Source organism: Bradyrhizobium sp. RT6a, assembly GCF_040547675.1.
In the GTDB taxonomy this organism is placed as follows: domain Bacteria; phylum Pseudomonadota; class Alphaproteobacteria; order Rhizobiales; family Xanthobacteraceae; genus Bradyrhizobium.
In genome coordinates this window covers 257,098-270,737 of sequence record NZ_JBEPQC010000007.1, presented here as the reverse complement: position 1 = coordinate 270,737, position 13,640 = coordinate 257,098, and the positions used below count along the sequence as shown (strand labels likewise).

Annotated in this window: 16 protein-coding genes; 5 read left to right on the top strand and 11 right to left on the bottom strand. The window is 64.7% G+C overall.

The window, feature by feature from the left end; translation table 11 throughout:
* Window positions 1-10 precede the first annotated feature (10 nt).
* The 8 genes from ABIC03_RS30615 to coxB all read right to left on the bottom strand — a co-directional run bounded on the left by ABIC03_RS30615 (window position 11) and on the right by coxB (window position 6,623).
* Complete coding sequence (locus ABIC03_RS30615; protein ID WP_354063603.1) at window positions 11-763, bottom strand: SURF1 family protein; 753 nt, start codon at window positions 761-763, stop codon at window positions 11-13.
* Entirely contained in the window at window positions 760-1,161 is a 402-nt protein-coding gene (locus tag ABIC03_RS30610; protein WP_354063601.1) for a DUF983 domain-containing protein, read from the bottom strand. The genes ABIC03_RS30615 and ABIC03_RS30610 overlap by 4 nt, the downstream gene beginning before the upstream one ends.
* Before the next feature lie 99 nt (window positions 1,162-1,260).
* Window positions 1,261-2,157, bottom strand: coding sequence for a cytochrome c oxidase subunit 3 (locus ABIC03_RS30605; protein ID WP_275174514.1), 897 nt, complete (start codon window positions 2,155-2,157; stop codon window positions 1,261-1,263).
* 79 nt (window positions 2,158-2,236) lie between these two features.
* Window positions 2,237-2,887, bottom strand: coding sequence for a cytochrome c oxidase assembly protein (locus ABIC03_RS30600; RefSeq protein ID WP_354063599.1), 651 nt, complete (start codon window positions 2,885-2,887; stop codon window positions 2,237-2,239).
* A gap of 5 nt (window positions 2,888-2,892) precedes the next feature.
* The gene (locus ABIC03_RS30595) at window positions 2,893-3,069 is read right to left on the bottom strand and encodes a cytochrome c oxidase system small membrane protein (RefSeq protein ID WP_275174516.1); all 177 of its coding nucleotides are present in this window, start codon (window positions 3,067-3,069) and stop codon (window positions 2,893-2,895) included.
* Window positions 3,066-4,010 (bottom strand): heme o synthase, encoded by a 945-nt coding sequence (locus ABIC03_RS30590; RefSeq protein WP_354063597.1) that lies wholly within the window; start codon window positions 4,008-4,010, stop codon window positions 3,066-3,068. The genes ABIC03_RS30595 and ABIC03_RS30590 overlap by 4 nt, the downstream gene beginning before the upstream one ends.
* 60 nt (window positions 4,011-4,070) lie before the next feature.
* Window positions 4,071-5,696 carry a cytochrome c oxidase subunit I gene (gene ctaD / locus ABIC03_RS30585; protein WP_354063595.1) on the bottom strand — a complete coding sequence of 542 codons (1,626 nt, stop codon included), beginning with the start codon at window positions 5,694-5,696 and terminating at the stop codon, window positions 4,071-4,073.
* 87 nt (window positions 5,697-5,783) lie between these two features.
* On the bottom strand, window positions 5,784-6,623 hold the full coding sequence (gene coxB / locus ABIC03_RS30580; protein WP_275174519.1) for a cytochrome c oxidase subunit II: 840 nt from the start codon (window positions 6,621-6,623) through the stop codon (window positions 5,784-5,786).
* Between the two features lie 448 nt (window positions 6,624-7,071).
* Between coxB and ABIC03_RS30575 the strand changes: the two genes are divergently transcribed.
* The 5 genes from ABIC03_RS30575 (at window position 7,072) to ABIC03_RS30555 (ending at window position 10,860) form a co-directional block, all read left to right on the top strand.
* Entirely contained in the window at window positions 7,072-7,617 is a 546-nt protein-coding gene (locus tag ABIC03_RS30575; protein WP_275174520.1) for an invasion associated locus B family protein, read from the top strand.
* A gap of 110 nt (window positions 7,618-7,727) precedes the next feature.
* Window positions 7,728-9,155 (top strand): metalloprotease TldD, encoded by a 1,428-nt coding sequence (tldD, locus tag ABIC03_RS30570; protein ID WP_354063592.1) that lies wholly within the window; start codon window positions 7,728-7,730, stop codon window positions 9,153-9,155.
* The gene (lepB, locus tag ABIC03_RS30565; protein WP_354063590.1) at window positions 9,152-9,928 is read left to right on the top strand and encodes a signal peptidase I; all 777 of its coding nucleotides are present in this window, start codon (window positions 9,152-9,154) and stop codon (window positions 9,926-9,928) included. The genes tldD and lepB overlap by 4 nt, the downstream gene beginning before the upstream one ends.
* Window positions 9,929-9,937: 9 nt before the next feature.
* On the top strand, window positions 9,938-10,285 hold the full coding sequence (locus ABIC03_RS30560) for an MmcQ/YjbR family DNA-binding protein (protein WP_354063588.1): 348 nt from the start codon (window positions 9,938-9,940) through the stop codon (window positions 10,283-10,285).
* A gap of 8 nt (window positions 10,286-10,293) precedes the next feature.
* Window positions 10,294-10,860, top strand: a complete 567-nt coding sequence (locus ABIC03_RS30555) for a nucleotidyltransferase family protein (RefSeq protein ID WP_354063586.1) — start codon at window positions 10,294-10,296, stop codon at window positions 10,858-10,860.
* Window positions 10,861-10,984: 124 nt separating this feature from the next.
* Here the strand turns inward: ABIC03_RS30555 and ABIC03_RS30550 are convergent, their stop codons facing one another.
* The 3 genes from ABIC03_RS30550 to ABIC03_RS30540 all read right to left on the bottom strand — a co-directional run bounded on the left by ABIC03_RS30550 (window position 10,985) and on the right by ABIC03_RS30540 (window position 13,637).
* Window positions 10,985-11,557: a PAN domain-containing protein gene (locus tag ABIC03_RS30550; RefSeq protein WP_354063584.1), complete on the bottom strand. Its 573-nt coding sequence runs from the start codon at window positions 11,555-11,557 to the stop codon at window positions 10,985-10,987.
* 112 nt (window positions 11,558-11,669) lie between these two features.
* Complete coding sequence (locus ABIC03_RS30545; RefSeq protein ID WP_354063582.1) at window positions 11,670-13,040, bottom strand: glutamate--cysteine ligase; 1,371 nt, start codon at window positions 13,038-13,040, stop codon at window positions 11,670-11,672.
* 99 nt (window positions 13,041-13,139) lie between these two features.
* Window positions 13,140-13,637 (bottom strand): MarR family winged helix-turn-helix transcriptional regulator, encoded by a 498-nt coding sequence (locus tag ABIC03_RS30540; RefSeq protein WP_354063580.1) that lies wholly within the window; start codon window positions 13,635-13,637, stop codon window positions 13,140-13,142.
* Window positions 13,638-13,640 lie beyond the last annotated feature (3 nt).

The following is a 13,640-nucleotide window of genomic DNA, read 5'->3' as shown; positions in this document are numbered from 1 at the left end:
TCTAAGCAGCTCAGCTCCGCCGCCGCCCTCTTGCCCATACGGCGAAGGCGATGAGCACGGCGCCTGCAAGCGTGAACCAGGTGATGGCGTATTGCAGGTGATCGTCCTTGAGATGCACGTCGAGCGGCCCCGGCCGCGGAATGCCGTTCTCGGGCACCGGCTGCTCGAGGTCGACATAGAACGGCGCAACCGCACCCCAGCCCAGCGTGCTCGCGATCGCCACGTGATCGCGCACGAACCACAGCCGCTTGTCGCGGTTCTCCCCCGGGGTCAGCCAGCCAGGTGCCTCGGGGAAGCGCAGATAGCCGGTGAACGAGACCATCTGCCCCGTGACGAGCTTCTTGACCGCGCGATCCTCGACGCTGCGGTCCTGCATGGTGTTTTCGACGAAGCCCGCATCGATCGCCACCGTCTCGCCGCTCGGCAGCCGTGCCGGCAGGAATGCCCAGGTGCCGGGGCCCGACGCGTCCTTGCGCACGGCGGATCCGGGGGAATAGACCATCGCGTCGGGCAATGGCGCATAGGTCGCGGTAAAGCTGACACGGCGGAATTCATCGCGCGCGGGGCTTAGCGCGGCCCATCGTGCCGGCGGCGGCAGAGCGACCGGTGCCTCCGCGAGACGCTCGGTGAGTGCGGCGATCAGCTCGTGCTTGGCGAGGCGGCGCTGCAATTGCCAGACACCGAGCACGACACAGACCGCGGTCAGCAATAGCGTGAACAGCGCGAAGCCGGCCACGCGGGGCTTGCGCGCGGTCTCGTTCATTTCGCGCGGTCGACCAGCCGGCCCGGCGCCGCCTTATGGTGGAATTGCAGCGCTATCAGCAGCGACTTCATGGTGCGCAACGGCAGCAGGGTGGTCGCGAGAATCAGCGGCAGCCACAACACCGCGTGCAGCCAATACGGCGGCTGGTACTTGACCTCGACGACGAGCGCGCAGCCGACCACGATCGCGCCGGCCAGCATGATGATGAAGATCGCCGGACCGTCACCGGAATCGATGAAGGCGTAGTCGAGGCCGCAACGGTCGCAGGACGGCGCAAGCGTCAGGAAGCCCGCATAGAGCTTGCCCTGACCGCAGCGCGGGCATTTGCAGGCCAGCCCGCGCAGCGCGCTTTGCAGGACGGTGGCTTGCGACTCGGACGTGTCGTCGGCTTTGTTCATGATGACAGGGTCTATCACAGTTTCTGCCGAAACCCCTGCGCGCAAAAAAGCAAAAGGGCGGCCCCGGGGCCGCCCTTTCTCGATCCGAAGTCAGCCCGCTCAGTGCGCGCCGTGGGCCATGGTCTCGGCGCCGTGTCCCCAGACATAGATGCAGAGGAACAGGAACAGCCAGACCACGTCGACGAAGTGCCAGTACCAGGCGGCAAACTCGAAGCCGAGATGCTGGGTCGGCGTGAAGTGGCCGGCATAGGCGCGGAACAGGCACACCAGCAGGAAGATGGTGCCGACCAGCACATGGAAGCCGTGGAAGCCGGTCGCCATGAAGAAGGTTGCGCCGTAGACGTTGCCGCCGAAGGAGAATGCCGCGTGGCTGTACTCATAGGCCTGCACGCAGGTGAACAGCGCGCCGAGCACGACGGTCAGGATCAGGCCATACTTCAGGCCCTGGCGATCGTTCTCGAGCAGCGCATGGTGGGCCCAGGTCACCGTGGTGCCGGAGGTGAGCAGGATCAGCGTGTTCAAGAGCGGCAGATGCCAGGGATCGAAGGTCTCGATGCCGTGCGGCGGCCAGGTGCCCGGCACGGCGCAGGCGCCGGCCGCGGTCCCGAGACCACAGCCGAACACCGCATCGCGGGTGGCGTGGACGGCGTCGGCGGGGAATAGCGCCGCGTTGAAATAGGCCCAGAACCAGGCGACGAAGAACATCACCTCCGAGGCGATGAACAGGATCATGCCGTAGCGGTGATGCAGCTGCACGACGCGGGTGTGGTCGCCCTTGTACTGGGCTTCCCTGATCACGTCGGCCCACCAGCTCGCCATGGTGTAGAGCACACCGACGGTGCCGACACCGAAGATGATCGGCGCAGCCGAGAACATGTGGTGCATCCAGGTGATCGCGCCGACCGCCATGATGAAGGCCGAGATGGAGCCGACGACGGGCCATGGCGAGGGATCGACCAGGTGGTAGTCGTGATGCTTGGTGTGCGCCGTTGCCATTTGCGGTCTCGCTCCTCAATCCCGTGCCTGTCCGGCACTTATCCCCTTGTTTCCAACCCCCCGGACGTGAGCCCGGCGGTCAGAGATTTCCCTTGCGTTTGTCGTTCTCACCAGATGCCAGCGGCTTCACCACCGGATCCTTCACCGGATAGAACGTGTAGGATAGCGTGATGGTGTTCAGCCCGTCGTTCTCGTGGTCGTCGGCGATCGACGGATCGACGTAGAACACGACCGGCATCTCGCGCTTCTCGCCGGGCGCCATGGTCTGCTCGGTGAAGCAGAAGCAGTTGATCTTCTGGAAATAGGATCCGACCGTCAGCGGCGCGACATTGTAGGCGGCCTGGCCTGCGGTGGTCCGCGCGGCCTGGTTGGTCACCGTGTAAAAGACGGTCACGACCTGGCCGATATTGACCTCGATCTCGCTCTGCTCGGGCTCGAACTTCCAGGGCAGGCCGGGCGCGACGTTGGAATCGAAGCGCACCGCGATCTTGCGTGCGATCGGGCCGCTGGCCGGCGCCGAGGTCGCGACCTGGGTCGTGCCGTTGAATCCGGTGGCGCGGCAGAACCAGTTGTAGAACGGCACCGCCGCGTAGGAGGCGCCGACCATCAGCGCGACCACGCCGCCGCAGATCGAGGCGACCACCACGTCGCGGCCAAGCCCCTTGGAAGGCTTATGCGCCTTGGTGGCCGTCCGGCTCTGATCCCGCGATATGGTCGGCTTCTGATCCATGTTTCCTACATCGGCCGGACGAGCACGGCCGGCCCCTTGACCATGGTCACGGCGAAGAACAGCACCACGAGCACGCCGAGCGCGAGTGCGATCGCGACCGAGCGCTGCCGACGGCTCTTCTTCTGCGCCTCGGTGAGGACGATTCCATCTATCTCGGGTTTGTCGGCCATCCCTGTGATCATGCGCCCCCTACCATCGGCGCAAGCGCCCGGAACACGACCTCGGCCAGCAACGTCGCAAACAGCGTGAACAGATAAAGGATGGAGAACGCAAACAGCTTGCGGGTCGCGCGCAGCGATTGGCTTCGCTCGCGGCGGATATAGACGTTGACGGCGAACGCCAGCATGCCGGCGCCGAGGATCAGCGAGACGATGCCGTAGATGGCGTCGAAATAGCCGAGCGCCCAGGGCGCAGCTGCGACCGCGATCAGCACGATGGTGTAGAGCAGGATCTGAAGCCGCGTCGCGTCGGGACCGGCGACGTTGGGCAGCATCGGAATGCCGGCGCGGGCGTAATCGTCGGAGCGGAACAGCGCCAGCGCCCAGAAGTGCGGCGGCGTCCAGAAGAAGATGATGGCGAACAGCAGCAGCGGCTCGACGTCGACCGTGCCTGTGACCGCGGCCCAGGCCACCACCGGCGGCAGCGCGCCGGCGGCACCGCCGATCACGATATTCTGCGCGGTCCAGCGCTTCAGGCCGATCGTGTAGATCACGACGTAGAAGAAGATGGTGAAGGCGAGCAGCGCGCCCGCGATCCAGTTGACGAGGATGCCGAGCGTCATCACCGAGAAGAAGGCGAGCGTCATGCCGAAGGTCATCGCCTCGGGGCGGGTGATGCGCCCGCGCGGAATCGGCCGGTTCGCCGTGCGCGACATCTTGGCGTCGATGTCGCCTTCCAGCGCCATGTTGAGCGCGCCCGACGCGCCGGCGCCGACGGCGATGCAGAGCAGCGAGGTGATGGCCAGCACCGGGTGGAAATGCCCGGGCGCCAACGCCATTCCGACCAGCGCGGTGAAGATCACCAGCGACATCACCCGCGGCTTCAGGAGCGCGATGTAATCGCCAACCTCCGCTTCGGAGATACGGGGATTGATGTCGATGGCGTTGTGGTCGAGGACGGACACTAGACTGACTCGCTTCGTTGTCGAGCCGCGGCGCCCGTCACGGGCGCCGCGAGCATTGGCTTACTGCACGCGGGGCAGCACTTCGAACTGGTGGAACGGCGGGGGCGAGGGCAGCGTCCATTCCAGCGTGGTCGCACCTGCACCCCACGGATTGTCGCCAGCCGGCACCTTCTTCGCGAAGGCGTCGATCACGCAGTAGAGGAAGATCAGCACGCCGAAGCCGGAGATGTAGGAGCCGACCGACGAGACCAAATTCCAGCCAGCGAACGCGTCGGGGTAATCGACGTAGCGGCGCGGCATGCCCGACAGGCCCAGGAAGTGCTGCGGGAAGAACACCAGGTTCACGCCGATGAAGGTGACCCAGAAGTGCGCCTTGGCAAGCCCTTCATTGTACATGTAGCCCGACATCTTGGGGAACCAGTAGTACCAGCCGGCGAAGATTCCGAACACCGCACCGAGCGACAGCACGTAGTGGAAGTGCGCGACGACGTAGTAGGTCTCCTGGAGCACGCGATCGACGCCAGCATTCGCCAGCACCACACCGGTGACGCCGCCGACGGTGAACAGGAAGATGAATCCCACCGCCCAGATCATCGGCGCGCGGAACTCGATCGAGCCGCCCCACATCGTGGCGATCCATGAGAAGATCTTCACGCCGGTCGGGACCGCGATGACCATCGTAGCGGCGACGAAATAAGCCTGCGTCGCCGAGGACATGCCGACCGTGTACATATGGTGCGCCCACACCACGAAGCCGATGCCGCCGATCGCGACCATGGCGTAGGCCATGCCGAGATAGCCGAACACGGGCTTGCGCGAGAAGGTCGAGACGATCTGGCTGACCATGCCGAAGGCGGGCAGGATCAGGATGTACACTTCGGGGTGACCGAAGAACCAGAACAGATGCTGGAATAGCACGGGATCGCCGCCGCCTTCAGGGTTGAAGAACGTCGTGCCGAAATTGCGGTCGGTGAGCAGCATCGTGATCGCACCGGCGAGCACCGGCAGCGACAACAGCAGCAGGAACACCGTCACCAGGATCGACCACACGAACAGCGGCATCTTGTGCAGGGTCATGCCCGGCGCGCGCATGTTGAAGATGGTGGTGATGAAGTTGATGGCGCCGAGGATCGAGGAGGCGCCCGCCAGATGCAGCGACAGGATCGCGAAGTCGACGGCCGGACCCGGATGGCCGGAGCTCGACAGCGGCACGTACATGGTCCAGCCGGCGCCGACCCCGTTGGCGCCCGGCTCGCCCTCGACGAAGGTCGACATCAGCAGCAGCGCGAAGGAGGCCGGCAGCAGCCAGAACGAGATGTTGTTCATGCGCGGGAACGCCATGTCGGGCGCGCCGATCATCAGCGGCACGAACCAGTTGCCGAAGCCGCCGATCATCGCGGGCATGACCATGAAGAAGATCATGATCAGGCCGTGGGAGGTCACGAACACATTGTAGGTGTGCGTCTCGTGGAAGATCTGCACGCCCGGATACATCAACTCGGCGCGGATCGCGATCGACATCGCGGCGCCGATGACGCCGGCGATCACCGCGAAGATCAGGTACATCGTGCCGATGTCCTTGTGGTTGGTCGAATAGACGTAGCGCCGCCATCCGGTCGGATGGGCATGCTCGTCATGTCCGTGGTCTTGCGCGTGATCGCCGTGTGTCGCTGCGCTCGTTGCCATTTTCTAATCCTGCCTTGCGTCCCGATCGGACCTCTGGAGGTCCCGCCTTATGTCGCTTTCAGTTTCCTCGAACCCTTCGCCCGGCGCTCACTGCGTCGGGCCGGCCGTGGAGGCGTAGGTGCTGGTGCCGCCGCTCGCGTATTTCTTCTTCGCCGTCTCGACCCAGGAGGCGAACTCCTGATCGTTCACCACGCGGATGGCGATCGGCATGAAGGCGTGGTCCTTGCCGCACAATTCCGAGCACTGGCCGTAGAACATGCCGGTCGTGGTGGCCTTGAACCAGGTCTCGTTCAGGCGGCCCGGAATGGCGTCGATCTTGACGCCAAAGGCCGGCAGCGCAAAGGCATGAATCACGTCGGCGCCGGTCACCTGAACCCGGACCACCTTGTTGACGGGCACCACCATCTCGTTGTCGACGCCGAGCAGGCGGGGCTGCTTGTCCTGGGCCATCAGCGAGTCGAACTCGAACTTGCCGTTATCCGGGTAGGCGTAGGACCAGTACCACTGCTTGCCGGTGGCCTTGATGGTCAGATCCGCCTTCGGCACGTCGAGCTCGAGGAACAGGAGGCGGAACGACGGCACCGAGATTCCGACCAGAATCAGCACCGGAACCAGCGTCCACGCCACCTCGATCAGCGTGTTGTGCGTGGTCCGCGACGGCACCGGGTTGGCCCTCGCGTTGAACTTGACGACCACGATCACGAGCAGCGCCAGAACGAACAGCGTGATCAGCGTGATCAGCACGAACAGGAAATTGTGGAACCAGACGATGTTGTCCATCACCGGGGAAGCGGACTGCTGAAGCGTCCACTCCCACGCAGCCGGTTGCCCGAGCTCGGCAAATGCCGCACCGCCCGTCGCCAGCGTCAGACCCGCCACGGCCAATCCCAGCAAGTGCCGGCCCACCGGGCCCATCGACATCTTCATGCCGTTCGCGCTCCCCTAACGAAATCACCCCAAGTGCATTCCCGTATTTTCGGGAAACGCTTTATTCGATCCCCCCGTCTGACAAACCGCCGCGCAAGAATACCTCTAAGAGGAATTGGGGCCAGATCGCTAGAACGCCGAAATCAAGCCTCTCAAACCATAATTCTTGATCTATCGCAATGCAGTCTTGAGCCTCGCCTGTCAGCCATCACCCGCAAGATATTTCCTAGTAACATCAAACAAAAATACCGTTTCCCGGGATGCTGCGCCTTGACAGCGGAATTGCCCGCGGTAGGCACTGGCGGACAGCCGCACCGGAACCTGATTCGTGCGGGCGACGGCGACCGTGGCGGCGTGGAATTTGCTTGCGAATCGCCTTCAAGACGCCGTCATTCCCGTATCAGTCCGCCGGGTGCGAGCGACCCAGGCGAGCAGAGGGACCGACCCGATGGGGTTTTCGAGATCCATGGCAAGGCGGGCTAGAAGCCAGGCTGGCGGCCTCACGATGCTGGCTGCCCTGCTGGCGGCCCTCGTCGTCCTAGCGCTTCCGGGCCTCGCCCATGCGCAGGGCGCGGTGCGCTCCGTCCATGGCGACTGGCAGATCCGCTGCGATACCCCGCCGGGCGCCCAGTCCGAGCAATGTGCCCTGATCCAGAGCGTGGTGGCCGAAGACCGCTCCAACGCCGGCCTGACCGTGATCGTTCTCAAGACCGCCGACCAGAAGAGCCGCCTGATGCGGGTCGTTGCCCCCCTCGGCGTTCTCCTGCCCTCCGGGCTCGGCCTCAAGCTCGACAACCAGGATGTCGGCCGTGCCGGCTTTGTTCGCTGCCTGCCCAATGGCTGCGTCGCCGAGGTCGTCATGGACGACAAGCTGCTCGGCCAGCTCCGCACCGCCAAGACCGCGACCTTCATCATCTTCGAAACCCCGGAAGAAGGCATTGGCTTCCCGCTCAGCCTGAACGGGCTCGGCGAGGGTTATGACAAGCTGCCGTAGGCGGTCAGACCCGCGAGCCCTATTGTTTCCGTAATGTGAGACTTGGCGCCCTCGCGGAACCGCCGGGAAACCATTATCTTGCCTCACATCCCCCGATAATGGACGGACGCATGACCAACCCTGCCACAACTTCCCTGCTCGACCGCGCCAATCTCGACCGCGACCAAGTTCGCAACGAGCTCGCGCGCGGGCTTGCCGGTGCCGACGACGGCGAATTGTTCCTGGAATACAGCCAGACCGAAGCGCTGATGTTCGACAATGGGCGGCTGAAGCAGGCGACCTACGACACCTCGCAGGGCTTTGGCCTGCGCGCCGTCAAGGACGACGCGGTCGGCTACGCGCATTCCTCCGACGTGTCGCTGCCGGCGCTGATTCGCGCGGCGGACGCGGTCGCGGCCGTGCGCGGCGGTTATTCCGGCAGCTTAGCGGCGCCTCCGCCGCATACCAATGTACGGCTCTACGCCGACGACAATCCGCTCGATGCCCCCGGCTTCGAGACCAAGGTCAAACTGCTCGCCGAGATCGACGCCTATCTGCGCGACAAGGATCCGCGGGTGCGGCAGGTCAGCGTCAGTCTGGGCGCGACCTGGCAGGTGGTCGAGATCCTGCGGCCCGACGGCGAAAGCTATCGCGACATCCGCCCGCTCGTGCGCGTCAACGTCTCCGTCGTCGCCGGTCAGGGCGACCGCCAGGAGAGCGGCAGCAAGGGCTATGGCGGCCGCGCCGGCTACGCCGAATTCATCGAAGCTAAGTCCTGGCGCGACGCCGCCGACGGCGCGCTGCGCGAGGCCCTCGTCAATCTGGAATCGATTCCCGCCCCCGCCGGCGAGATGGACGTCGTGCTCGGGGCCGGCTGGCCTGGCGTAATGCTGCATGAGGCGGTCGGCCATGGGCTCGAGGGTGACTTCAACCGCAAGAAGACGTCGGCATTTGCCGGCCTGATGGGCCAGCAGGTCGCGGCAAAGGGCGTGACCGTAGTCGACGACGGCACCATTGTCTCGCGCCGCGGTTCGCTGTCGATCGACGACGAGGGCACGCCGACCAACCGCACCGTGCTGATCGAGGACGGCGTCTTGGTCGGCTACATGCAGGACCGTCAGAATGCGCGCCTGATGAACATGAAGCCGACCGGCAACGGCCGCCGCCAGGGCTATGCCCACGTGCCGATGCCGCGCATGACCAACACCTACATGCTCGCGGGCGACCGCGATCCGGCCGAGATCCTCGCCTCGGTGAAGAACGGCGTCTTCGCCGCGAATTTCGGTGGCGGCCAGGTCGACATCACCTCGGGCAAATACGTGTTTCAGTGCACCGAGGCCTACAAGATCGAGAACGGCAAGATCGGTGCGCCCCTGAAGGGCGCCATGCTGATCGGCAACGGGCCGACCGACCTGCATCGCATCCGCATGATCGGCAACGACCTCGCGCTCGATACCGGCATCGGTACCTGCGGCAAGAACGGTCAGGGCGTGCCGGTCGGCGTCGGCCAGCCGTCGCTGTTGATGGAACGCATTACGGTGGGTGGAACAGGCGGATGAGCGTCGAGAAGATAACTGTCACCACCAAGCGGAAGAGCAGCGGCTGGGCTGGCCAGCTGATGCAGCTCGCCGGCATCGTCGCGGCGGTGTTCATCGCCAAGGGCGCGCTGGCCGAGCCGTTCTACGTGCCATCCGGCTCGATGGAGCCGACGCTGTTAATCGGCGACGCATTGATCGCCTCGAAATTTCCCTACGGCTACGGCACCTCGTCGCTGCCGATCCAGATCAACCTGCCCGAGAGCGGCCGCGTGTTCGCGGAGACGCCGAAGCAGGGCGACGTCGTGGTGTTCCGCTGGCCCGGCGACCGCTCGCAGGCCTGGGTCAAGCGCGTCGTCGGTCTGCCCGGCGACCGCATCCAGTTGCGCCAGGGCCAGCTCTTCGTCAACGACCGCCCCGCCGAGCTGAAGCCGGACGGCGTTGGCGCCGCCGAGGACGACAATGGCGGCAGCGAACCCGCCTATCGCTATGTCGAGACGCTACCGAACGGCGTGTCGCATCTGATCTTCAAGATGCGCGACAACGGTCCGCTCGACAACACGCAGGAAGTGACGGTGCCGGCGGGCCATCTCTTCGTGCTCGGCGACAACCGCGACAACTCCGCCGACAGCCGCGTGCCGTTGCGCTCCGGCGGCGTTGGCATGTTGCCGATCGACAATCTGGTCGGCCGCGCGGATGCCGTGCTCGGATCCTGGGATCTCGGCATCCGGGGCCAGCCGGTGTGGACCTGGCTGTCCGGATTTCGCATGGCGCGGTTTTTCACCGCCGTGCATTGAACCGATCTCATGACCTTCGACGACGTCAGAAAATTCGCACTGACGTGGCCGGAGGTCGAGGACGGCACCTCCTACGGCACGCCTGCACTGAAGGTGCGGAAGAAGATGCTGGCGCGTCTGAAGGAAGATGGCGACAGCCTGGTGATGCCGGACGTCCCGATCGACGAGCGCGCGATGCTGGTCGAGAGCCAGCCGGAAACCTTCTATTTCAGCGATCACTACGCCGATTATCCGATAGTGCTGATCCGCCTGTCCAAGGCAAAGCGCGCGATCGTGGAGCCGCTGCTGCGGCGGCGTTGGCGCACGCTGGCTTCGAAGGCGGCGCGAGCGGATTATGATGCACGCGTGAGCGCGTGAAGACTGCCATGGATGAGGCCCGCTTCCTCGCGCTGGCGCTGAAGAACCCGATCAACGTCGCGATCCTCGATGAGCTCCACCAGCTCGCCCTGCCCGATGCGTGGCTGGTCTCGGGATGTCTCGTGCAATTGGTCTGGAACGTGCTCACCGGCCGCGCGATCGATCACGGCATTGCCGATTACGACGTCTTCTACTTCGACCCTGACACCTCCTGGGACGCGGAGGACGTCGTGATCCGCAAGCTTCAAGCGCGCCTCGATCATCTCGGCGTCAAGATCGAGACCCGCAACCAGGCACGCGTGCATCTGTGGTACCCGGCCAAGCACGGCCTGCCCTATCCGCCGCTGTCGTGCTCGACTGACGGTATCGACCGTTTCCTCACACAGAACACGCAAGTGGGCGTGCGGCGCACGGACGACGGTTTCGACGTTTATGCGCCACACGGGTTCGACGATGTCGCGAAGCTGATCGTGCGACCCAATCGGGGGCCGAATTTTTCCGCCGCCAGTTACGCGGCGAAGGCGGCACGCTCGAAGACGCTGTGGCCCGAGATCACGGTGATCGCGGCCGAGTGAGATGCCGGCTTTACCCTCCTCGTCATTGCGAGGAGCGAAGCGACGAAGCAATCCAGACTGCCGCCGCGGAAGCAATTATGAATTGCTTCGCTACGCTCGCAATGACGGTGGTGAGAGCTGCATGCTATCTCACGACGCCCGACGTGAACCCTGCCTTCCGCCGCGGCGGCTTGATTTCCTTTTTCAGGAAGCAGCGCGCTTCGCGTCCGGTGTAGCCGGGGCGCGCATAGGTGAAGGCGCGGCATTTGTTGTCGGCGGTGCAGGCGGCCTTGCAGGCTTCTTCGCCTTCGCCGTCCTTCATCTCGAAATTGCGCAAATCGCCGCCGGGGCGGTCGATCGAGGTCTCCACGCCTTCGACACGCGGCTCGATCACGCCAGCGCCGCGCACCCCGGAGATGCAGCAGCTTCCCGGCACGCGCGCAGGCACCGTGTTCTTCAGCCAGCACACCGCCGAGCCGCCTTCGACGTCCGGATAGCTGAAGCTCCACGAGCGGCAACGGCGGTCGCGCTCGCACAGCAGCGCGCAATCCTCGGGATCGCCCGACGTGACCGGGGTGCTGAAATAGTCTCCACCAGGCCGGTCGAACGCCGTCTGGGCGCGCGCAGGCCAGCTCGCAAACGCGAGCGAAAGCAGCGCGGCGCAGGCCACGATGCTTGCCAGGACGCGTGCCATGACGGCCAGGCGGCCCTTCCCCATCGGAACAGCTTTCGAGTTATTGACGACGCTCGGGTTTTTCAGCCGGCCATTTGATCGCCGCAAACCTGTACGGGCGATGAACGGCTCGAGTCCCGATCGTTGGGCCTTGGGTCTAGAACGCGTATTCCGCGTAGGCTGGTTCCACCGAGCCGTTCCAGGGACCGTTGAACTTGTCGAGCATCTCCTCGGCCGGCGTGCGGCCGGAATCGATGATGCGATCGAGCGGCTCAAGATGCCTGGTCTCGTCGCGGCCGAGCTGGTCGATCCGGCCGCGCCGGCGCAAGCCGGCATGTGCCAGAACGAGGCACTCCTTGGCGATCTCGAACAGATAGCGGTCCTTGATCCGCGACTTGAAGCCGAAGCGCGGCACGTCGTCGCGCAGGGCCTGACGCTCATGCGCGCTCCAGTGCTTCACAAGGTCCCAGGCGGAATCCAGCGACACATCGTCGTAGAGCAGCCCGGCCCAGAACGCCGATAGCGCCGGCAATCGACCCCACGGTCCACCATCGGAGCCGCGCATCTCGAGATAGCGCTTGAGCCGCACCTCCGGGAAAATCGTCGAAAGATGGTTGGCCCAGTCCGACAGCGTCGGACGTTCGCCGGGCAAATTGTTGTTGCGGCCATCGAAGAAGGCGCGGAACGAGGAGCCGGAGACGTCGATGTAATCCTCGTCGCGCTTAACGAAATACATGGGCACGTCGAGCGCATAGTCGACATAGCGCTCGAAGCCCATGCCGTCCTCGAATGCCCACGGCATCATGCCGGCGCGCGCGTTGTCGGTGTCGCGCCAGATCTCGGACCGGAAGGAGAGGAAGCCGTTCGGCTTGCCCTCGGTAAACGGCGAGTTGGCGAACAAGGCGGTTGCGACCGGCTGGAGCGCGAGCGAGACACGCAGCTTCTTGACCATGTCGGCTTCGGAGGAGAAGTCGAGATTGGTCTGTACCGTGCAGGTCCGGTACATCATGTCGAGGCCGTACTGGCCGACCTTCGGCATGTAATTGGTCATGATCTTGTAGCGGCCCTTGGGCATCACCGGGATGTCGGCGCGCGACCAGGACGGGGTCATGCCGAGCCCGAGGAAGCCGATGCCGAGCGGCGTTGCGATCTCGCGCACCTGCGCCAGATGCGCCATCAGCTCGCTCTGGGTCTGGTGCACGTTCTCGACGGGAGCACCCGAAAGCTCGAACTGCCCGCCGGGCTCGAGCGAGATCGCGCCGCCGCCGGTGACGTCGTAGAGGCCGATGATGTTGCCCTTCTCCATGATCGGCTCCCAGCCGAGCAGGAGCTTCATGCCTTCGAGCAGCGCGCCGATACCGCGCGGGCCTTCGTAGGGCACCGGGCGGTGGCCTTCGAGCGTGAAGGGCGTCTTCTCATGCTCGGTGCCCATGCGGAATTCGGACGGGTCCTTGCAGCCTTCCTCGAACCACTTGACGAGCTCGTCGCGCGATTGCAACGGCGTCATATCGATCTGGTCTCGCGCCATATCAAACTCTAATCAAAAGGCGCTTCGACCGAACGCGCGCGGGTGACGGGATGGTCCGCGAACCCATCGGGTGCACGGACGAGCTGGTGTGCCGCGCGCTCATCGCGACGGCGTGGTTTCGTTGGCGTGGACGACGGGCGGCAGTTTCATCTCGCCGCACGAGCAGCCCAGACGGTCGAGCAGACCGCTGAGCTTGACGGCATCCGCATCGGACAGTTTCGAACCGACATATTTCTCGATCGCGGCCGAATAGGCGCCCCACATCCGCTTCTGCAATTCGCGGCCGGCTTCCGTGATCTCCACGAACTGGCCGCGCTTGTCGATCTTGCATTCACGCCGCGAGGCGAGGCCTTCGTCGACCAGGCGGTCGATCAGCCGCGACGTCGAATATTGCGGGATCAGCATCTGCCGTTCGAGCTCGACCGGCCGGAGTTCGCCCGAAGGCGCCCGTGACAGTTCGAGCAGCGCGTCATACCATGCAAGCGGCGGGAAGCCGGCCTTCTTCAGGTCCTGCTCGACACAATTGAGCACGCGGCTCTGCACCCGCATCAAGCGGATCCAGGCGGAAGTCGCCTCGGTCGATGGTTTGCGTTTCATGGT